Origin of the sequence: Acinetobacter nosocomialis NIPH 2119 (assembly GCF_000368085.1) — a bacterium.
Lineage (GTDB): Bacteria > Pseudomonadota > Gammaproteobacteria > Pseudomonadales > Moraxellaceae > Acinetobacter > Acinetobacter nosocomialis.
Genome location: NZ_KB849239.1, coordinates 753,774 through 775,284 on the forward strand (window position 1 = coordinate 753,774; position 21,511 = coordinate 775,284).

General features: G+C 38.7%; 27 protein-coding genes. All 27 read left to right on the forward strand.

The genetic code is table 11. The features are described 5' to 3' along the window. The first annotated feature begins 90 nt into the window (after window positions 1-90). Complete coding sequence (locus F984_RS07610; RefSeq protein WP_000213842.1) at window positions 91-798, forward strand: hypothetical protein; 708 nt, start codon at window positions 91-93, stop codon at window positions 796-798. Window positions 799-922: 124 nt separating this feature from the next. Then, window positions 923-1,864, forward strand: a complete 942-nt coding sequence (locus tag F984_RS07615; protein WP_000535146.1) for a putative barnase/colicin E5 family endoribonuclease — start codon at window positions 923-925, stop codon at window positions 1,862-1,864. Between the two features lie 199 nt (window positions 1,865-2,063). Then, window positions 2,064-2,420: a hypothetical protein gene (locus tag F984_RS0103770; RefSeq protein ID WP_001166851.1), complete on the forward strand. Its 357-nt coding sequence runs from the start codon at window positions 2,064-2,066 to the stop codon at window positions 2,418-2,420. Next, window positions 2,420-2,758, forward strand: coding sequence for a hypothetical protein (locus tag F984_RS07620; RefSeq protein WP_000633139.1), 339 nt, complete (start codon window positions 2,420-2,422; stop codon window positions 2,756-2,758). The genes F984_RS0103770 and F984_RS07620 overlap by 1 nt, the downstream gene beginning before the upstream one ends. Further along, complete coding sequence (locus tag F984_RS07625) at window positions 2,739-4,184, forward strand: hypothetical protein (RefSeq protein WP_000176700.1); 1,446 nt, start codon at window positions 2,739-2,741, stop codon at window positions 4,182-4,184. The genes F984_RS07620 and F984_RS07625 overlap by 20 nt, the downstream gene beginning before the upstream one ends. Further along, on the forward strand, window positions 4,172-4,786 hold the full coding sequence (locus tag F984_RS07630) for a hypothetical protein (RefSeq protein ID WP_000371260.1): 615 nt from the start codon (window positions 4,172-4,174) through the stop codon (window positions 4,784-4,786). The genes F984_RS07625 and F984_RS07630 overlap by 13 nt, the downstream gene beginning before the upstream one ends. A 78-nt stretch (window positions 4,787-4,864) precedes the next feature. Next, on the forward strand, window positions 4,865-5,323 hold the full coding sequence (locus F984_RS07635; protein ID WP_001183513.1) for a hypothetical protein: 459 nt from the start codon (window positions 4,865-4,867) through the stop codon (window positions 5,321-5,323). A gap of 11 nt (window positions 5,324-5,334) precedes the next feature. Then, a complete protein-coding gene (locus F984_RS07640) occupies window positions 5,335-5,562 on the forward strand; it encodes a hypothetical protein (protein ID WP_001239774.1) in 228 nt (75 codons plus the stop codon). A 72-nt stretch (window positions 5,563-5,634) separates the two neighbouring features. After that, window positions 5,635-6,540 carry a hypothetical protein gene (locus F984_RS07645; protein WP_004708317.1) on the forward strand — a complete coding sequence of 302 codons (906 nt, stop codon included), beginning with the start codon at window positions 5,635-5,637 and terminating at the stop codon, window positions 6,538-6,540. Window positions 6,541-6,542: 2 nt separating this feature from the next. Next, the gene (locus F984_RS07650) at window positions 6,543-7,346 is read left to right on the forward strand and encodes a hypothetical protein (RefSeq protein ID WP_001108883.1); all 804 of its coding nucleotides are present in this window, start codon (window positions 6,543-6,545) and stop codon (window positions 7,344-7,346) included. Further along, the gene (locus F984_RS07655) at window positions 7,339-7,539 is read left to right on the forward strand and encodes a TraR/DksA C4-type zinc finger protein (protein WP_000130710.1); all 201 of its coding nucleotides are present in this window, start codon (window positions 7,339-7,341) and stop codon (window positions 7,537-7,539) included. The genes F984_RS07650 and F984_RS07655 overlap by 8 nt, the downstream gene beginning before the upstream one ends. A gap of 11 nt (window positions 7,540-7,550) precedes the next feature. Beyond that, on the forward strand, window positions 7,551-8,063 hold the full coding sequence (locus F984_RS07660; RefSeq protein WP_000014219.1) for a hypothetical protein: 513 nt from the start codon (window positions 7,551-7,553) through the stop codon (window positions 8,061-8,063). Window positions 8,064-8,082: 19 nt separating this feature from the next. Continuing rightward, a complete protein-coding gene (locus F984_RS07665; protein ID WP_004708321.1) occupies window positions 8,083-10,074 on the forward strand; it encodes a Hint domain-containing protein in 1,992 nt (663 codons plus the stop codon). Between the two features lie 75 nt (window positions 10,075-10,149). Next, the gene (locus F984_RS07670; protein ID WP_000996682.1) at window positions 10,150-11,688 is read left to right on the forward strand and encodes a phage tail-collar fiber domain-containing protein; all 1,539 of its coding nucleotides are present in this window, start codon (window positions 10,150-10,152) and stop codon (window positions 11,686-11,688) included. Window positions 11,689-11,702: 14 nt separating this feature from the next. Then, window positions 11,703-11,981 (forward strand): hypothetical protein, encoded by a 279-nt coding sequence (locus F984_RS07675; protein WP_001243273.1) that lies wholly within the window; start codon window positions 11,703-11,705, stop codon window positions 11,979-11,981. Between the two features lies 1 nt (window position 11,982). Continuing rightward, window positions 11,983-13,113: a hypothetical protein gene (locus F984_RS07680; RefSeq protein ID WP_001272161.1), complete on the forward strand. Its 1,131-nt coding sequence runs from the start codon at window positions 11,983-11,985 to the stop codon at window positions 13,111-13,113. Then, the gene (locus tag F984_RS07685) at window positions 13,103-13,651 is read left to right on the forward strand and encodes a hypothetical protein (RefSeq protein WP_000934749.1); all 549 of its coding nucleotides are present in this window, start codon (window positions 13,103-13,105) and stop codon (window positions 13,649-13,651) included. The genes F984_RS07680 and F984_RS07685 overlap by 11 nt, the downstream gene beginning before the upstream one ends. Next, a complete protein-coding gene (locus F984_RS07690) occupies window positions 13,648-13,950 on the forward strand; it encodes a hypothetical protein (protein WP_004708323.1) in 303 nt (100 codons plus the stop codon). The genes F984_RS07685 and F984_RS07690 overlap by 4 nt, the downstream gene beginning before the upstream one ends. A gap of 154 nt (window positions 13,951-14,104) precedes the next feature. Continuing rightward, window positions 14,105-15,883, forward strand: a complete 1,779-nt coding sequence (locus F984_RS07695; RefSeq protein ID WP_004708324.1) for a hypothetical protein — start codon at window positions 14,105-14,107, stop codon at window positions 15,881-15,883. 63 nt (window positions 15,884-15,946) lie between these two features. Continuing rightward, entirely contained in the window at window positions 15,947-16,573 is a 627-nt protein-coding gene (locus F984_RS07700; RefSeq protein ID WP_004708325.1) for a hypothetical protein, read from the forward strand. 4 nt (window positions 16,574-16,577) lie between these two features. Further along, window positions 16,578-16,865, forward strand: a complete 288-nt coding sequence (locus F984_RS07705; RefSeq protein ID WP_000151778.1) for a hypothetical protein — start codon at window positions 16,578-16,580, stop codon at window positions 16,863-16,865. Between the two features lie 118 nt (window positions 16,866-16,983). After that, window positions 16,984-18,279, forward strand: a complete 1,296-nt coding sequence (locus F984_RS07710; protein WP_004708326.1) for a hypothetical protein — start codon at window positions 16,984-16,986, stop codon at window positions 18,277-18,279. A 21-nt stretch (window positions 18,280-18,300) separates the two neighbouring features. Beyond that, on the forward strand, window positions 18,301-19,068 hold the full coding sequence (locus F984_RS07715; RefSeq protein ID WP_004708327.1) for a hypothetical protein: 768 nt from the start codon (window positions 18,301-18,303) through the stop codon (window positions 19,066-19,068). 62 nt (window positions 19,069-19,130) lie between these two features. Next, a complete protein-coding gene (locus F984_RS07720) occupies window positions 19,131-19,409 on the forward strand; it encodes a hypothetical protein (RefSeq protein WP_004708328.1) in 279 nt (92 codons plus the stop codon). Between the two features lie 116 nt (window positions 19,410-19,525). Continuing rightward, complete coding sequence (locus tag F984_RS07725) at window positions 19,526-20,173, forward strand: hypothetical protein (protein WP_004708329.1); 648 nt, start codon at window positions 19,526-19,528, stop codon at window positions 20,171-20,173. After that, window positions 20,173-20,616: a hypothetical protein gene (locus F984_RS07730; RefSeq protein WP_004708330.1), complete on the forward strand. Its 444-nt coding sequence runs from the start codon at window positions 20,173-20,175 to the stop codon at window positions 20,614-20,616. The genes F984_RS07725 and F984_RS07730 overlap by 1 nt, the downstream gene beginning before the upstream one ends. Beyond that, window positions 20,616-21,509: a hypothetical protein gene (locus tag F984_RS07735; protein ID WP_004708331.1), complete on the forward strand. Its 894-nt coding sequence runs from the start codon at window positions 20,616-20,618 to the stop codon at window positions 21,507-21,509. The genes F984_RS07730 and F984_RS07735 overlap by 1 nt, the downstream gene beginning before the upstream one ends. Window positions 21,510-21,511 lie beyond the last annotated feature (2 nt).

Genomic DNA, 21,511 nt, shown 5'->3' on the forward strand with positions numbered 1-21,511 from the left:
TATTGATATTTCCAATGTAATTGATCATATAGTTCTTGAAAAATATTATTCATAAATGCATAATTCGCGCGCGTTTTAAGGATTATGTTAATGACAACAACAGCTTATGATACTCATTTCATGGCTTCCGACATAGCCTTTACAGTAAATCGTACAGAAGTTACTCTAAATATTCCTTTTAGGAAAGTGAAACGTTTGGGCGATATTGTATTTGGTATGGCTGGATGTTTATTTTGTATGAGAGATTTTAGCGAGGCCCTTATTGATTTTATCTTACAAAATAAAACACAATTTGAGCTTCCGAGATCTATACTTGAAAAAACAAATAGTGATTTTATTGCACTAATCTATTTAAGTGGTTCTTGCCTTAAAGTTTCTAAAATGGTAAATGACACTGAGTTTACAATAGAAAACATTACTAATGTTCCTACTGTAATTGGATCGGGGAGTTTTCATACTCAGCATATTATTCATGATTGTCCTAATGCGATAGCTGTTGTCCTAGAAGCTATTAAATACGATCAATATACTGCAGGGGAAGTAAAATATTGCAGTATTAAACGAGAAGAAGTTCATAATTTGGAAGCGCCTATCATGTCTACAACTCTTAATAATCAAATACAAATGTTGCAAACAGAGATTGCTGAAACAAATCATCTTGTTGGAAATGGCAACACATATCACGCTAACACTGAAACATATCACCATGGTGAACCTGTCAAAATTTCTACTGAATTAGGTTTACAAATGTTTCAACATAGTTTAACGAACGTCCGAAATAAATTAACTTCTAATTAATTTAAAATAAAAGCCTGCAAATGCAGGTTTTTATTTATAAACAAAATGAAATTTAATGGAACTTATGTAATTTCTAGAAAAAATTTACTTACAAGATAACCTCATTAATATGAGGTTATTTTTCATGGGCAGTCTTAATCTAGCAGCTATAACAGCTACTACTCCATACATTAAAAAGATCCAATCGGCATTAGAAAAAGCAACAGGCCAAACGATTGTTACACCAGAATTTCGCAAAATTAAGCGCGTTGCTGGTGTTAGCGTTTTACCAGTTGCATTTTTCTTTTCAGGTGGCGCTACGCTTACACTTTATATTCGTGCATTAGCGGATGTAGTGAAGGCCGAACTGAATGATAAAGTAATTGTTCTATCTGGCGATTTTAGTGATGACTATAAGCCAACATTTGAAAACGCCGTAAGTTGTGTTGCTAAACTTATCCGTGAAGCACAATCTAAAATCCAAGAACAAAATAAGCGTGAAAAAGTTAGCTTACCGCCGCGCCGTACTTCTGTAGATCAGAAAATTAAAGAAGTCGAAGAACAAGAGCAAAAGCTTGATGAGGATTTAGCTAAGCAAATAGCTCACCGTGACCAGCTTAAGGAACAAATTGAACAAGCAAAGCATCAACTTGGTATAAGTTCGGAGGCTGGTCAATCCGAACTGGGAAAGCCTGAATTTGATAGTGCGAGTCCAATCAAATCAGTTACAGCAAATATCACACGTGGTAAAGCTGCAATGAACAAAGCCATTATGGAAAAAACCACAGTGCATAGAGCTATGTATCGTAATGATTTAGGCTGGGTGGATTTTGAGTATGGCAGTGATAAACAGGGTATTAAGCATATTATCAAGCGCCGTATGGAAAGTGATGGCATGACATATGATGAAGTTGTGCATATGCTTGTGGATACTATTGTGCAAACAATCGCTCAAGGTAGTACACAACGGCGTACAGAACGTGGATTATCTACAAGAATAAATATTGTATTTAATTCGCATGAAGCGTCATTGATTAAGCGAGAAGGTAGTAATGCATGGCTGCTTACAGCTTTTGAAGTGCATTAAAAAAAGCCCGGTAGTTAGAGATGGGTTGCGACATCTTCTAACCTACACTTATGACCCTATACGTTCTCGTGTCATAAGTGGAGCGGGCTTTGTATATATAATAATCCATGCTTTTCCTATTTTCAAATCTGGAACCATTCACGCTTACATAAATACAAAAGCAATACCCTTAATACAGTTCTTATTAAGGGTGTTTTTTATGCAAATTCAAATCGGTATTGATATTGTCTTAATTCTTGCATTTTTAGCTTATCTTTCCGTTGTTACTGGATGGAATAGCAAGAATAAAGCTGCGTATATTAAACAATTCCGTCATGTGCCTATAAGCCTCTTATTTAAAGAAATCAGATATATGTATTTCATAAGTATGGCATGTGTATTGATCACTATTATTCTTGTTGATTGGAGAATCTATAACGTTGCTTCATATTTTGATGCATTAAGCGTTTCATTATGGATATTCATAATCTATTTCACCATTTTTTCAACTTATCAGATTGGCACCGCAATACTAGTAAAGCTTTTGATGATTTTCAGTAATAGAGCAACTTCTTAATGATCACATCTAAAACAATTTTAGACATGGTTGAGTACTGGCTTAATCATCCGGTCAATGGGAAGTATGGTTCTGACTTTGGTGCACCTCTTTATGATTTGCTAATGGCACCTTTAGACTCGAGGGTGGCAGATAGTTTTCTTATTAAGATGAAAAAGGATCTACCAATATTATCTGAGCTTAACTCTGACCAACTAGCACTGTATTCACAAACCGAAGGATTTGAGACGGTTCATATTCATTTAAGCATCATGAATGTGAATATAGATCTTAACCAAGTAGCAGACCGATTGGGTAAATCAGTAACAGGTGAGACATATGACATTAACGCAAGCTGATTTTGAAGCCCAGCTCCAAGCAGCGATAGATGATTATGAGATTCAGGAACGCTATAAAGCTCAAGATCCCCTTGTCGTTCACCAGCTGCGTTCTATGGCTAGTTTTTTGACTGCATTTGGTCCAGAAATCGATATTGCTTCAATTGAACCATTTACCAAAACACGTGACCGCTCAATTATTGCAGATGCTACAAATAAAGGCATTTTGCCTATAGGTACGCCGTGTCAGCACTTAATTGAAATCATCAACCGGTCAACAAATGCTGTGAGCTTAAGTCAAGGGCGAATGATTGAAGATCATAGTGGCGGTAGAGTCTGGCGGCTTATTCAATCGATTACAGTCAAAGCAGGTGAAACGGCGGAAGTAATAGCAGAACAAAGCGAATACCGTGAAATTAAATATGTTGTACCAGTTACTGAAGGGTTTCATAAATATCGAATAGATCTTTTAGAGGACCTTTCACTTGCGAATATTTCTGTAAAGCAGGGCAATAACAACTATGTTATTAAGCCTCGGTGGATGAATGTTGAACCTGGTGAATATGCTGTAACTGTAACAACTGATAATCTTAGAAGAGTATTTATTGAATTTGGTGACTCTGAGAGAGCAGGTCGTACCCTACAAGCCAATGAAACTGTGACAATGGGAATCCTTGAGACATATGGTGAAGTAGACGCAACTCGTTTAAAAGACGCTGCTTTACTTGATGTCCTCAGTAATGATGAACAACGGGTATCAGTGCGTTTTAAAGCTGGTGGGCTGATAAGACAAGGTGTAGACCCATTATCTGTTTCGGAGTTACGTTTACTATCAAGTTATCCATCACTTTATGATGAAGATGCGGTATTTCTCGGTAACTTTGACTATGCTGTCCGTAAGAAGTTTATGAAACGGGCCCAGTTTATTTCTGTGTGGAATGAGACGCTTCAAGAACAACATTTTTCAATTACTTACCGTGACATTAATCATTTGAACATTGTAGTGGTCGCAAAGAACCCTGCTGAACAAGCTACCTTAGAACAAGATATCTGTCGATATATTGGTTTTTGCGATAACTTGTATGAAGGTAAAGTGAATGTACATGAAGTTGTTGAAAAGCCAATTGAAGTAAAAATTAAAGGCTCATTAGCTTCTGTTCATAATACTGATATGGTTAAAACACAGATTAAAGAGTTACTTGTAGAGCGATACGGGCGTGAATCATTGAGCTCAAGTCGTTGGCTTGTTAATGGCTTTAATACTCAGGAAATGGGAAAGCTGATTAATGACAATATTGTCGCATTCCAAGACCGGATGAGTGACTTTACCATTATGCTATCAAATGAGTTGAATAAGCCTAATGAGTGGGTATATGTGACCAAAGACAGTATCACTGTTGAATTGGAACGTACTGCTGATATTTCGGGGGCAACATGGACCCTATAAGCTTTACACGGCCACTTGATGAACACTACGTAAGTTCGGGCTTGCAAACCGCACTTGCTAAAGCATTTAAACAAGTATTTGCACAAAACTTTGAGCAGTCCATACAAGATTTACTGGATTACGGTTGTCCTCATATCGGTAGTAAAACAGTTGTAGAACGGTTTTCTAAACAAAATGGACTTGTTGTATTACGGCGTAATAACACCTCTGACACGTTAATGCGAATAATCTACTCCAATTGGAGCAGCATGGGTAATAAAAGAGGATTAGCGTTTTTAGAGTTCGTTTTGCGTATGCTTTGGGGGAAAGATCATTTTCAGATTATCCGGCTTTGGCACAGCTTGGAAAAGCTAAAAGAATATCCAGCCTATTTGTCTGATTTTGAAAAGCCGAATTACTTTTTAACAAGTCGGATTAGAATTGTTCTAGATAAAACTGTTGATGCAAATGAAGTGGTAGAACTGTCACCGATATTACGGCGTTTAGTACCAGCCAATATTGTCGTTAAAGTTCATTCGATGGCATTTGATAGAGACTTAGGCTTGACCAGCTTAGCAGCAGCCATAGCAGCGAAGCCTTATGCAGTCTATAACTTCCTTTAATTCAATTGGAACTGTTGAGTTAGTGCTCAAATACAAAATGATTTCATAGTCCTGTTCATTAGTTCAGGACTTTTTTATATGCAACAAGCTCAAGACAATGTTTTAGTAGGAATCGCAGAACCAATCAATGATCAAGGAGAAAACCTATTAATTGATCATTTCTTAGGTTACGCAAACCGTGAATTAAAACCACAAGAAATTGATAAAGTTGTTAATGGGGAAATGGTTGAAGGCATTACAGCTTATGCTCAGGGCCATTACTATAAGATTTCAGCAAATCCAGAAACTCAGAACGCAAAAGATTTTGAAATCAGTCTTCATTTTCAGGATGGCCCAATTCCTGAACATGGGGTGAATGGAGTTACTAGTGAAGCATTGTTAAAAGTGCTTATTCACCGTACTAAAACTTTAGATGAAAAATTCCCAAGCGAATTCAATAAACAAGCCATTATTTATATGGAAAGTGCGCTAGAAGAATTTAATAAGCGTACAGCAGAGCGCCGTGCTCGTGGTGTTGAAGGTACACTTCTAAAGTAATTGGGTGAAGTATGCGATTAAGTATTTTTTGTCGAAAGCGTGGTTGTTCTCAATTAATTGACTTATCTCAAATGGATTGTTTGCAAGTCTCCCAAAGTGAACATCGAGGCGGCATGGTTAGCGAGAGCTTTTATGATGTTTTTATCTCACTAAAAAGTGGATTCATCTTTGATGCAACCATTGAAGATAAACAGCATGACAAGCTATTGGAATTGATTGAATGTGATCAAAAGATTTGATTTGGAACTGATTAAATTTCAACTATAGAACAACTGAAACAATAGCCTCAATCACAGCATTGGGGCTTTTTTATGGCTAGCAAAAATAGAAAGACAAAAGTTCTATCTTACAACTTACATGACCGATGCCGTAAATATACCGGTGTTGATCGAAGTAATGTCGATGTTGATGCAATGGTCAACTTGATCAACAGTGACCATGTTCAAGAAATGGTTGCTACTAATTCATTACAAGGTTTTTACGGTCATCAAATTCGACAGCGTTACGGTATGGTACCGCCTGAAACTGTTCCTATTAAAGGTAAATTGGTATATCTAGCCCCTGCGCTTAAAACAATTCATTTACGTGCTTCACAAGATGGGACTGTAGAGCATCAAGAAGAATTTTTTGACAATGAACCTGGTGAACTTGCATTAAGACAGTATGCCGCACAAGCAGGTGGATTCAGCACAGCAGTTAACTATAAGAGAATGGGTGGTCGTCTTATACCAACTGGCTTTTTTGGTTTTGACTATGTGTCACAACCTAACTATGCAAGTAATGTAGGTGACGGTCAGTTATTTGATGGTTTATTTGTTCCAGAAGAACCTGAAGGTGTTGTTTCTTGCTTTGATAGTGCAACTGACATTTCACAGTTATCACCATCTGAAATTGTTATTGCTCAATTACTTGAAGATCAAATCTTACAGACCTACGACAATATCAATAGCCAACTTCATCTTTTAAATGAGTTAGGAAATGCTCAAGGGTTAGTAGGTGAACTATCAGAAAAAGTTGATAAACAGAAACGCCTGCAACAACTTAGGGAAGAACGCAAAAAAGAACTCTATACAGGTTTGGTAAATCCTGTGAAGAGCTTTGATTCAGTTCAACAACATGCTGAACAAATTCTGCAATCCATGGATCAGCCAAGTGTAAAAGAAAAAGCTAAAAAGCCGAAAAAGTCTTTTGGCAATATCTTTAGTTTATGGGGGTAATAATGAATTACCCCAATGATTCACTTAAAAGCATTCAAAACGCTTGGTATAAGCAGTTAGTTAATTTTCGCGCTTGGTATATGCCAGAGACACAATTAACAGCTGACTGGAAAATGAGAGCTATTGGCAACGCTATAAAAGCATGTCCTTCAAGGATGATGGACGACTCAGAAGCAATGCTTTCTGAATACAGAAAAAGCCAAACACATGGTGATAACTCTAAAGTTCAATTACCAATCATGCTTACTGCAACAGCGTTAACAGACCAACCCCCTGATGTAAATCAATTACTACCAGTACCAGATTTTGTTGAAACGGTCATTGATGAGAAGCGGGTAAAAGTTCGTCTAGTACCAACAACTGTAAGAGCTCAAATCGCATTTTTTGCCACCAATCCTAACGATCTGCGTTCAGTCATTGGGCAATTTTGCGCGTACATGTCTAGCAGTGATAACCGCCGTTTTAATGTGCCATTTCAGCAATGGAATGATCATGTTGTTAATTCAACATTCACTGTATTTGAAAATGAACTTTTTCCATCACCCGTACCTAGCGAAGCAGTCAATCTTTCTATCTCAACTGTAGATATTCAGCTTGTGGGTTACACACCTAACGTTATCGGTTTCGGTGGTCCTTTCGATCAAAACACGGGTAATGGGTATGAACCTGACGGCTCAGCAACGGAACAGCCCGCAATCAACGACAAAGTTGTAGTGCAAGCTGATCAGTACACGCCACTCGACCATCAACGTTTGAAGGGTGACAGAGAAACAGGTGAAATTACAGTTGAGCGTATAGATGACTGACTTAATCGATAAGGCACAAGAAAGTGCTGATTATTTATTGCAGCAAGAAATTGCAAATCGATGCCGTTTTGACGGCGAATCTGAAAAAGAATGTGTTGAATGTGGTGAAGAAATACCAGAGCGCCGCCGTTCTTTAGGTGGCGTGAAATTCTGCATTGAATGCCAAACCAAGTTAGAACGCAAACGGCGCTAAGGATACAAGTAATGTCTGGAATTATTCGTATTGACAGTCGTGTTGCTGGGTTTTCTGATCAACCGATTCGTCTCATTGGAGCCGCATTTGCGGATACTGGTGAGCTTGTTATTCAAAAAACAGCCGTTTATTCAAATTTACCTGTACCAAGTGATTTAAGAGATCAAACGGTTGTAGTAACTGACTCACCGGACCAAGTACAGAATTGGCAATTAAGTTTCAATGCTAAAGACCACTTAGAGGAAGTGATTTCAATTTATCAAGCTCGTTACAGAGCAAAATTAATTGAAATTGAGCCGAAGTTAAACCAGTACAACCCTAAGAACGTACTTGAAATCCGTAAAGTCGATAAAAACGGCCTTCAGCAGGAATTTGATAGCAGCAGCTTAAACAACGGCCACATTGCAATCCTGTTAGCTGTTTGGGCTAGTACAAAAATTGCAAAAGGCTTTTCAATTACTGAAGGGAATCAGTTTGAAGAAGATGCTGTAGATCCAACAATGCTTCCTTTTTCAATCTTTTAATTAATGGTGTTTTTACGGTATGGCTTTGGCACCATTAAAAGAAATTCCCGAATGGTGGGAACTTTGTGAGCGTTATCGATACGACATCTATGCTTTCGCCGTAGAAGCATTAGGTGTCGAACCCACATGGCAACAAGAATTACTATTTGAATCTATTGCATTTGATGGTAGTCGTACATCCGTAGCTTCAGGTCACGGTTGTTTTGGAAAAGGGACTTTAATCAAATTAGCCAATGGGGAATTTATCCCAGTTGAGCGCATTAACCTAAATCACAAGATCCTTGCTGCAGATGGTAAGACTGAACTAGATGTAATTAAAACAGTAACTGGTTATCAGGATATGTACCGGTTTGAATATGAGAATGGCAAAGCTCATACATTCAATAAATCGCATATCCTTTGCTTAATCTCTTTATACGATGGTAACGGCTGGTCAAAGGGCGACAAGATTGAATTACTTGTTTCTCAATACATGAACCTAAAGCCAAAAAATAGAGAACAGTTTGCATCATATAGGCTTGTTGATGGGGATCATGAGCCTTTAAAAATCACATCCGTTGCCGAGCTGGGTGAAGGTAAATATTACGGTTTTGTACTCGATCCAGATCCATTTTTCTTAGGTGAAGATGACTTAGTACTACATAACACTGGTAAAACGGCCAGTGCCGGTATTGTTGCCTTATGGCATCTCTTGTTTTTTGATGAATCAATCATGATGTTTACTGCCCCCCAGATCGGGCAGTTAAAGAAACAAGTCTGGAAAGAAATCAGTATCAATCTAGCACGATTGAAGCAAGGGCCTTTGGCTTGGCTTGCTGATTATGTCGGGTACCAGTCTGAACTCGTTTACATTAAAGGCTACAAAGAAAAATGGTATGTCTTTGCTAAGACAGCACCAAAACATCAACCTACAAACTTGGCTGGTAACCACGGCGATAACTACATGGTCTGGGTCGATGAGGCCAGCGGTGTAGATGATGCTGTACTGGATGTAGCGTTTGGTGCATTAACTCACGAAGACAACCGTGCCGTAATGACGTCGCAACCTACCCGTAATGCGGGTATGTTCTATGAGACTCATCACAAGTTAAGTCATCGAGCTGGTGGTGTTTGGATTGCTCTCACATTTAACGGGGAAGAGTCACCATTAGTTAGTAAGCAATCTTTAGAAGAACAACGGCAAAAGTATGGAAGCCGTGAAGACGCTCAGTACAAGATCCGTGTTCTAGGTGAATTCCCAGACTTATCGGATGAGTTCTTAATTACCAAACGTCAAACAGAAGAAATGTATGTTGGCGCGAGTATTTTTGATGACCATCAATTCGGTTATGTCATTACGGTTGACGTTGGTGGTGGTGTTGGTCGTGACGATTCAGTAATTGTTGTATCTAAAGTTTGGGGCGAATCGCAATGGGGGGAGCGTGCACGCCGTGTAGAAGTTGTAGATATTCCATTATGCAAAAACAGAGATGATATCTTAGAACTATTTGCAAAGATTAATGAGCTACTTTTACAGTACCCAAATGCTAACTTGGTTGTAGATGACAACGGGGCAGGTAAAGGTTTAGGCCAGTATCTTAAAAAGCAAGGTATTTTCTACGTTCCTGTTTATTGGGGCTCACAATGTTTTAGTAATGACAATAGAAAAGAGTTTACGAATAAACGTTCATTAGCTTATGTGGGCTTAGCTCGAGCAATCGCAAATGGACGTTTTAAAATAAAAACGAAGAAACACAATGTTAAAATTAAAGACCAATTAATCCACGTTCCATACCGGTTCGATGACTTTGCTCGTTATAAAATCTTGAGCAAAGACGAAATGAAACGTATGGGAATTAAATCACCGGATATTGGTGATGCTTTTGCTTTCTTATTCTTAGAAAACGTTCACTACACTGAAGCTTACGAAACTGTAAATGTCACTGACGATACACCGGAAGGCCGTGAACAAGCTGAACGTAAATCAAGATTCAGTGCTTTAAGAGAAGCAGCTGAAAAAGAAAATGATTAGTTATATGGAACTGCCCACTTAAATACCTATTCTTCATAACTACCATAGATCAATAAATCATATGGGTGGGTGGTTATGGCTATTAACTTCTTTTTAACTGACGCAGGTCGGAATGCATTAAATAAAGTGAGCGATGTTGCTAGCTTTGGGGGGGAGCTTACCCATCTTGCTGTTGGTACCGGCAAATTTGATGCATCAGTGGAAGCGAAAAACCTAACTTCTCTTAAAAATGAATTAGCTAGATTTTCTCTTAACGGTGGTGGTGTAGATACAGAAACGGGTACTTTGCGTTTTGTAATGAGTATTGAGCCCACTTTAACAATGGAAGTGTTTGAGATGGGTATTTACCTATCAGACGGCACTTTACTTGCAGTAGCGTCAACTACAGAAGTTCAATCAATCATGTCACTGCATGCAAACGTGGTTGCTATCGTTACTTTTGGATTTGTTTTAACTGACGTTAATTTAAAAAATGTAACTATAAAAATTGATCCAAATACTCCAATTGCAGTGATGTTGATGAACCAGCATAGTGCAGATGAGGATCCACACCCGCAATACGGGGCGTTAATACAGAAAATAATCAAAGAACACTTAAATCATAATGATCCACATTCACAATATGCTTTTAGAAAAGACGTAAAAGAAAAAGATGATGATTTACAGCGCCAAATTAATGGATTAGATACTTCATCCCAAAATTTAGGTCAGCAGCTAACGGATTTAAAAAAATATTTAGATTCTCAATATCCGAAATTATTGGGAGCAGGGGTAAACATTGGGTCTAAAGCTACTATTGATTTGGGTGGAAAGGTAACTGACTTACGTGACTCAAAATATGCTATCCATTTAACACCTGAAAGCACGCATGAAGCGTGGACAATAACGCGTTCTGAAAAGTCATTTGATTATGAAGTTTGGAATCGTTCTGGGCAAAACCGAATTGGGTATTCTGGAATTGTAAGTTGGTCTGTAATTCAAGTTGCTGCAGAAACACTTAATGATGGTAATGGCGATTACACAGTACCTGGTGTGTATATCATTCCAATCCAACCAAAAGAGCAAAAAGAATTCATTTTAGTAGGTGCTGGTGGCGGCGGCGGTGGCAGTATTTGGGAAGCTGGAAGAATGGCCCATGGTACAGATGGTGGTGATACTCGCTTACGTTTAAATGAACTTGATTTAGCATTAGTGGGGGGTGGTAAAGGTGGTACTAGTGGGCAATGGTCTAACGGTAGTTATTTTTCAAATGGTGCTGGTGGGTTACCTACGGCAATCACTATAAATTCAAACTTAACTGAGATTTCTAGAAAACTTGGTAATGCAGGTATAGCTGCAAATCAAACTAATCATGTAGGCGGTTCTTCAGTAAGTCCTGAGGGTAATTGGGGTGCAGGTGGAGATGGCGCAAATGGAGTCGGTGATCTTGGTTGGGGTTTAGGTGGTGGCGGTGCTAGTGGCGGATTATTGGTTTGTAGATATTCTAATATCAGTGAAAAAATTCAATATATGACACTCATTGTTGGTGAACCTGGTCTTGCAACCGAAAGTAATGGTAATACTGGTAAAGCAGGTATTGGTGGTTTTGCTCGTGTAAGTACTGTTAAAGCTTAAATAGGTGAAACAGTATGAGAAATGATTATCGAAATGCTATTAGAGACTTAATTCACCGGAATCTTCAACAAAATAATATTCAGAATTTAATTGTATGGGAGATTAAAGAGGATGAATCGCTAGATCCATCATTGTTGAGTTTGAAATTATATGGTTCAAGAAATCATATTGACGCAGTACTTGTGGCTTGTGAAGCGAATGGCGTTTGGGAAAAGTTACCTCTACAAAAGGTAGCATTTCCAAGGCTCGTTGACCTTTTAAGACTTCAAAAAGAATACTTGCAGGATAATTAATATGTCAGCATTCAAGCCAGATGATTTACGCCGTGCCCAGCTGCAATTAAACCAGTCTTTGCAAAATGGTGGAGTTCGTAGAGATCAACAGAGCCGCCAGCGTGCAGATAGAGAACAGCGGGCATTTGCAGAAAAAGAAATTGAATATGATGATTGGGGACGAAAGATCCCTAAACCTATGTTCTTGCGACCACAAGATATTGCCCAAGGGGAAAAATATGATGTCGAAAGGGTACTTTTTACAACATTAGGTCAGCGAAATGGAGAAGTACCACGGCGTATTACCCGTGATGATATCTTGGCATTTCAGGAAAACATTCAACTATTAAAAGATCAGTATAGTAAGGGTATTACCCCTCAAAACATCATTAATTTAAGCCGACAAGACGATATTGACCGGGCAAATGAGCAAATCTATTTGGCGGTTCCAGTAAGCAGAAAAGCTGGTTTAGTTCACTTGCTTACTAATGCCGGACCAAATAGTAAAGTTTTAAATCATCACGTTGAGATTGAGTTTTCTAACTTTAAATCTGTTGTTTTTGATATCGATAAACAGGCATTAAACACCGTCAAAAACCGCTTGGCTAAAGGCAAAATCAAATTTCAGTGTGATTGCGAACGTCATACGTTCTGGTACCGCTATATGGCAACTATTGGCGGTTACAATTTAGGACGTGATGAGGGCGGCTTTCCAAAGATACGTAACCCGCATTTATCCGGTGTGGCATGTAAGCATGTATTGCGCGTTGTTAAGTGGATTAGTTCACCATCTGGGATTGCCTACCTTAAAAAGGAAGTAGAGAAAGACCGTAAAAAACAAGTAGGTGCACGGTATAAGCAAACAGATAAGCAAATACAGAATTCAATTAACGAGCAAGTAAAGGATTTGATGAATGGTTCTGTTAAGCCAATCAAAGCCAATATCCAAAAAGCAGAAAAAGAAATGATGCGTAGAGCTGATAAAGTTGCCAAAAAGCTCTTAGAACGCGAATTAAAAACCCTCAAACGTTTTGAAGTGGAAACTGTTAGAGCGAGTCAAATTGAAAGAATTCAAGCCTTACATAAATCAGGCGCAATCGACAATGACATGTTAAATGTCTTTATGAAAGGTTTAAGTCGAAATGCTAAATAGATCAGTAAATCAAGTTGCAAATGGACGCCGTTTAGCAGCTAGACGCGTTGTTATGAATGCTCTAGCAAGTATTCCAGCGCAAATTTGGCGAAAAGAAGTAATTTTCAATAATCCGGCTGAAGATTCAAAACCTTTAGATCCTCTTTCTTTTGAAGCGAACACTTTATCGATCCAAGACGAACCCAACTACAAGTATGAATATAAGGGCGCTGCTTATGTTCATTTCGATAAATTTAATGGTGGTTATATTCAAAAGAACTTCTCAATGAATAACCCCTCAGATTTGGTATTAACTGCTCAAGTAGAGCCATTTAATGATGAGTTGGAAGATGTATTGGAAAGGATAATCAACATCCCCGACTTGATTCTTAAAGAAGGGGACCTTTTAGGATTAATGATTTATGAAAATTTAATGTTGTGGTTTGAGATTGTGAATATTACTGGTTTTAGCCTCATGGCAGATTTTGGCAGTAAGTATGTTTTAAACCGTAGAGATGATTTGTTTATTTCACCTATAGGTGATGGAGAAACTAAATGAGCTATTTAATTTTCAATGAAAAAGGTAAAAAGACAGGCGACATTGAAATGGCTGAACAATGTACTTCTGCAATATTCAATTACCAGGTAATCGGGAACGGGGCAGAAGTAGAGTTTTTCGGAAGCAATGTTCCATATGCAGATCCGCAAAACGATTCTCACTGGGTGTCTATTCTTACATTAACAGCTGCTGCGCCCGATACTGAACCGTTTAGACAGCATTGCTGGGATAAGCTCCGTTATAGAGTGAAAGCAGGTGATAATGTGGAGATTTATGTTTCAAGTGGTGTAAGCGGATAGCTATATAAATAAAGGGCTGAGATGGTCCTTTAGCTACATTTTCTTTGTCCTCAATTTTGGGGACTTTTTTATGTTTGGAACCGACCAGCTTTAGTAAAAATAGGCCATGTCAGACTTTCTGCATCTTACATAGAAAGCCAAAGGCTGGTTTAAAATGACTGTGTTAACAGAAGAAATTCGTAAAAAGTATGATGCTCAACAACTAGCTACTGTTCAGTGCCGAAATTACTATTTCAAAAGTCCTGATGAGCTTGAAAATGGGTTTGATAGTGCTCAAACAGCTGCAGAAGATTACCCAGAAGTATTAAAAGCAATTTTTGATTCAATTGGCATGGATTATGCGCCAGAAGTTGATAAAGCTGTGATGTTTGGGGTATCACAATATCAAGCACGCCATGGGGGTGAATTACCACATCCTTCAATCATTGCAGCTGCATTATCTGCTGGTTTAAGTGGTGCGAAACAAGCATCTGCTTTGCCTGCTGAGACCCTTAGCTATTACGATAGTATTAATGAATCTGGTTTTGATGATGTAAATCACCAGCATCATGAATCTGTAAGCATCGTTCCAGCAATTACAGTTGCTACTATCGCCAACGTTATCGCTTATGCAACACCTATCGTTGCTATGATTCCCAACTCTAATAGCTCAAATGAAGTACCGATTGTATCTATTCGCTTTATCACCAACCGTGATTTTGGTGCAATGAAGAAATCAGAATACTTAGATGGTGCAAATGCTTCTAAGCCTTATGTTGAAGGACGATTCCGTTTTGCATTGTCTAATGGTGGCGCAGGTACAACTTATACTGTGACTGCACGAACAGGTTATGAAGACTTCAAGGCTAAAACACCTGATGCCAAAGCGAGTTTATTGCCATTTATTGCGGGTAATGTATCTATTAAGATCAATGGTAAAGAAGTTGCGCATACTCGAAATCGCAGTAAATCAAAATTTTCAGGCAAGATTTCTGCTATTGCTGAGAAAGACGTAGTAGTAAACGGCGTTGAATATCGTGTAGTTGGTAGCGAAATTGACATTTCAGCTAGCAAAATTAGCGTGACATTAAATGAAGCATTACCAGTTGGTGCGAAAATTGAAGTTCATCTTGTGGCGGATTTTGATGCGCGTGATGGTAATGATAACTATCTATTAACCCCAGTTGGTGTTGATTTCGAACCTGAATATGAAACATTGATTGCGTCACCTATCATGGCACGGGTAACAGCTTCAACACTATTACAATCTCAGTTAACTAACGAACTTAAGCTTGGTTTTCTGGGTCAGGCTTTAGCAATTGTTCAAGGTAAAATCTTCTTAGAACAAACTGTACGTTTATTAGGTGAAGCAAAAGATTTAGCTGAATACTCCGCTCGTGAAGTTACTTTTGATGCTTCTCGTGGTGTGACTGGAAAATTAGCAGCTGCATTTAATACTTCAGGTGACTTGTTTGCGGAAGTAAATAAATTTATTGCAGCGGCCAAATTGGATATTAACCAACGTACTGGTGGCTCTACCGTAGCATTTGACTTATATGTTGGCGATACTGGGTCAGTATTCTTTAATCAACTGTCAAGCGACAAGATGCCAGTTAAAACCGGATACACTGCTGGTTATGGTCAAATTGTCCGTATTGGTACTCTTGCAGATGGTACAAACGTTTACCACGCACCGACAGCACAAGAGCTTGTAGCTGAAGCAGATACAGCGTTTGATATGCTTTTAGTTGGTCGTGGTAATGAGCCAATTCGTGCGCCGTTCGTTGGCTTTATTCAAACGCCTCTTTCAGTTATTGAAACTCGACCAGATGCGCGTGAATCAGTACTTACTTTAATCGGTGCTCAAGCAGCCGAAATGAACCCGTTAGAACGTTATGCTGATCAAAGCTATGTCATCCACTGTATCAATATGCCATCTCTCAAAAATTCGTAAGTAAAACAGATAAGGGCGCATTTCGATGCGCCTTTTTACCCTATTTATTGAAAGGAAAATCTCATGGCTGCTGCAACACAAAACACTGACGAAACTTTAGCTTCAACTGACGAACAAGCGACTACTAAACAAAAAAACACACGTAATAAAACCAATAAAACTACAGAAACACAGAATACCCAAGCTGGTGATGAAAAAGCTTCAGACCAAGGTGATTTGTTAAATAGCCAAGGTCCTGAAGACGGCGCATCTCAAGATGAAGGTAATAAACCTACTGATTTGAAAAATGGCGATTCAGATAATGAAGAGTCCAATACTCAAGAAAATGGAAATCCAACTGAAACATCGAATGATTCTGTCAAACCTTCAAATGATCTAGATTCAAATGGTGGTAAGTCTGGTGATGATGTGGGGACGGAATCGGATCATGTCCTTAAAGAAACTGATACTTCTAAAGTTAATACTCCCATTACGGATTTGTTAACAGTATCAGGTGGGAGTAGCGTGGATCCGCTAGTTATTAAAGTTACTAATAACGGATTTGCAACAGTTTTAGAACCGTTATCACGTGTTGCTATTGAGGCAGGTAAAACAGCAAGTATTACGTGTCATAACCAAACATTTAAACATCAAGTACTGGAAAACTTACGTCAGTTGAAGGGGCTTGGTAAGAATCTAACTGTTGAGTAACAAGATGACTATTTTCATTATTGATGGCACGAACCCAATTATGGATGCTGTTGGTGATCATCCTACTGAACGAAGTATTACACTTCAAAATAACGGTTTAAGTGACATTACCGAACCATTTACGCAAGTTTTGGTACAAGCTGGTCAAAAGGTCACATTCACTTTGATCGGTGACGAAGCTCATAAACAATTGCTAGATAACCTAGATCAAATTAATGGCTTGAAAGGTAATGTACTTCAAATTGTACCTACTGAGGCAGAAGAGCCTACAGAACCTGCTAGCGGATTATAAAATTTAGGAAATGAAAAACCACTTTCGAGTGGTTTTTTTTACATTGGAACTAGCCAGAAAATCAAAAATGCCAACGGCTCAAAATACTTAAAACAAATAGCCTTGGGCGTGTAATGTAATGAATATACTTGCTCTATCAAGTACAGGTGAGCTATCCCTTGTTGCAGGGGCCAGCCCATCACTAAAACTGGAATTTGATACTCACAGTTATCTTGCAAATACAGAAATCAATGTGGCCTTTTTTGCGAAAGTAACTAGCCCACGCGGTCCTGCAGATATTTCTATGCGTTTGGAAATCCGTGATGCGGTAACAGGTGATCAAATTGTTACTGTTCAGGGATTAGTAGATGGAGACATTGAAAATTCTGCTTCTATTGTCGCTGTAGCTGATGCGAAAGAATATTTTGAGCGTTTTGATTTATCGTTAGGTATTGATGCGTTACAAGCAATCCTCAAATCAAATGCTTATAACGAATCAAATAGCTTAGGTCGTGCTTCAAAAACATTGGCATTGGAAGATGAATCATTACCATCATTTAATCCAGATGAACTATATAAAATTCTGACGAGTCAATTAAGTACACCAGCATATCTGACTTTACCAAATCCTCATGATTTACCAATTTATGTTGCGGCACAACGTGCAGCTACAAAGTTACGTATTCCTTTGGATGCTGAAATCAACCCAACTTTTACAGCTGAGCAAGCAGCTCAATTTGCGACAAGCGTAGATGCACAATCACAGTTTGTTCAATTCATTTGGAGTCCGAACCTATGCCGTCCATCTGGTGCTGTCACACTAAGAGGGCGTAAGGTCCCAGCTTATTATTTGGGCCATTACATCGGCGATAAATTATTACGTAACGCAAAGTTAAATAAACAAGGCTTTGCGCCGTTAAAAAATGCAGTAGCTTGGAAAGATTATCCATTTACAGCAAAAAACTTAAGCCAGATGCCGAATATTGATCTTGAAGATGAACAGACTCAAGAAATGTTGGCTAAGGCTAAAGTAAATGTAGTTCGCCCAGTTAAGTTTGAAACTACATTATTTGTATTAAGTGATGTGCTTACGCAATACCAAAGCAAAAATAGTGCTTTGCGTTTAGTTCCGGCCGCGGAGATTTCAGCTCGAGTTACGAATAAATGTATCGAGATCCTACGGACTTATATGTTCCAAGCTACACCGGACTATATCAAAAAAGCTGGTGATGACATCCAAGAGTTTTTAGAAGGTGCTTCTAGTGAAACAACCGGTTGGTTGCAACCGGCTGAAGATCTAGGGGGTAAACCTTTTGAGTTCAGTTTAATACCTGACAAAGACTATCCATATGAGCGTGTACGGCTCTATTTAGCCCATGGAGTTGTTGGTACAACTCGTGCCGCAATTTTTGATGACGACGTTTTAGTTAAATAATTTTATTAAGGATCTATCAAGATGAATCCATTTGGACCCACTACTGAAAAACCATTAACTTTACGTGCTTTTGATTCAGCAGCGGAGAATATCTCTACCGTTGTAAGTAAGGTTTCAAGTACTGATCGAGAACAGCAATCTGTGATTGAACAAGTACGACAAATTGCTCTGAACATTCTATCCGATACGGTAGATACAATCAGTGAAGGTAAGCTTGAAGAAGGTGAACTGGGCGTTGATCATTTAGACGCATTAATTGTCGATGCATTAGATGGTGCAGATGATGAAGAAGGCATCTTTGAAAGCGCTTTAATGGCATCTCTGTCCGATGCTTTCCTAACATTCGGCGTTGACGCTTCTGATATTGAAGAGATCTTTAGTGATGATACAGAAGTTGCTGATGTGGCGTTAGAAGCAGCAGCCAATACAGTTCTTGCTAATATGCCAGACGATGGCCCAGAACTTGAAGAACTCGTTCGAGAGTTTATTTTCGGTGAAGCGGATGAAACTGAAGAAGGTTTCGATTCAATGGCTAAAAAAATTAAAGCTCGAAATGGAGCATTTAGCCAACGGAAAGTAAATGGACGAAAAGTTCATTACCGTGGAGTACTTGCGATTCGACAAGGTATTAAAACGGTTGTGAATAAGCGGTTACCTGGTCAAAAGGTTCGTTTAACTGCAGCACAAAAAGCTGGTATGAAAAAAGCTCGACTTCATGCTTTTACTGCGAATGCAATCAACAAGCGTTTACGTTCATTCAAAAAAGGTAAACGCTTAGGTATTTACTAATTACTCATAGGTAAGGTCATTTTTTGGCTTTACCTATAATCCATTTAATTAAGGAAATACTAATGAATACAACTCAAATCATAGGTGAAGCGCCTGGTATTCAATATCAGAAAAAAACTGATAAAACAGAAACAAAGACCAATCAATCATTAACTGACACAATTATTATTGGTCGTTTTATGCGTGGGCGTTTTGATGCACCGATGACAATACATAAGGGTAATATCCGTGGTGAACTAGGTTATGAACCAAATAACCCTGATTATCGTTGTGTCCAAGATGCACTAGATCGGGGTGTACCTTCAGTACAGGTTCTGCGAGTGCCGCCAAATATTGGATAAAAAGCAGATTTAAAAAGCTACCTTTTAGGGTGGCTTTTTTTATGGAACCAATCAAATTTTAAGTGGATATAACCTTTTAATCTTGAGGCATATTAAAGCTATTGAGCATCAGAAATATGCAACAATCTAATCCGATTTTACTAAATCAGCTTAAACAAGATTATATTGCTCTACAGCAACTTGGTTCACCCTTATTATCGTGTCAGGGTATGTTTGTTCCTCGTGGAATGGAAGACCTTCGCTTCTTATTTAAAAGTTGCCCACGGCCTATTGTAAGTAATGAAGATCCTGCAGAAGTTCAATATGCGGGAGGTTTTACAGGAATTGTTGCTGGGCCGCCGAAAACCCATTACACAGGTAATCTTCAAATCCTAGTAACTGAAGCAGGACATGATCAACTACTTGCTGAATATGTCGTAGCTAGTGGGGGCATCATCCATGGTGATTACTATGATGGCCGTTTAGGTAGTTTTACCCGTTCTTATGCACTTGAAAACTGCGCTATACGCTTTGAGTCAGCTGAATATGATTCTGATAGCCGATCTCAAGTTATGACTGTCTCTTGCCCAATTGACTATAACTACTTTGGTAGCTTTGCCAATATTGGTACCAACGGTAGTGTTCAACCTGGTAAAAAACAAATTGATGGTACAGCTGATCTTGTTAATCGAGTTCAGCAAGTGATCAATACTGCTCAACAGGCAACTAATCTTGCAAATGCAGTGCAAGGCGTTGGTCGTCAACTGGGCAATCTATTTGGTTGATGGCAATGAAGTTATTACCTGAATCAGAAGGGTATGCTGTAGTTGCTGGTTCTATCCAGCAACTATCAGAAGAGCTCTATAAAGAATATCAATTATCGGGCTATTCAATTTTGCTTGATGATATCGTAAGAGCATTTTTAGAAGAGGCTAAATACTATGCAGGTTGGGCGGTATTAGATTGTCAGACTAAAGCTTCTACAAGTATTGAACTGAATGAAACTATTGAACTTAGCGGCGATGAGTACGTAATCATTCAACCTGTAGTAAAAGCTCATTGTGATCTTTTGCAAGCGAGATTGGTTGAGTCGACTCGCGGGCTCGGTGTCGAAAGTTATGGATTATCTGTCTCGGAAGCTCAACAGATCTATAACGAAAAGAAAGACGCTTTACCTAAGCTTGCATTTTGTATGGCCCCTATAAGTTTTAACTTGGGGAACCGTTAATGCAAATCACCATTGTTTCTGCGGGTAAAATTATTCCGGCTTCTGAGCTCATTAGCGCAACTTTAAGAACTGATCTTGTACCTATTCCAGCATCCATTGAGTTTACAGTTCAATCAACCACTGAATTAGACTCCCTTTTAAAAGAAGGGGAACAACTTACTGTAAATGACATTTCTCATCCTTTTGAACTTATCAAAGTTACCCCTTTAAAAACTCAAACTATTAAACAAGATCGCCGTGTTGGTGGCATCTCTTGTATTGGTATTTTGGCTGGTTGTAAAAGACTTATCGAATACTCAAAGCAAGCAATTATTAGTAATGAAACTTCTTTTAATTCTGTAATTCGAGCTTGTGGGGCAACTATAAGTCTAGGCAATGATCTGCCTTTGCCTAAATTTGTTTGTTTAAAGGGGAGTATGCCTACACAGCGCTTGGCTCATTATCTTCAGCAAGAAGCGGCAGTAATTTGTTTTCAAGACAATAAGGTGTCAGCTCAAAAAATTGATTCTTTTTTCAAAAAGGTACCAGTTACAAAACTAGATCCTAGCAGTGTCGTTTGGATATCCAGTAAACCTTTGGAACTGATGCAAAAATCATCTTTCGTGACCGTGGAGAATAACGGTTCAACGGTTGTTGGTGATGACTCAATAACCCCAGGCCACACTGTTACGCAAAGAGCTGGTTTAGATGCCCGACAAGTTAAAAACTTGGAAAAGGTTTTGATCTTACGGGGAACCATAATCAGGCCGCTAAATTTGAATTGGAATGCGGGCGATATATTCGAAATAGATAGTAAGAAGTATGTCGTTTTAACAGCTGCACATCATATAGATACAGGCGCAATCGGGGGATCAATGGGGACTTCATCAAAGTTCTGGATTGCTAATTTGTAGGT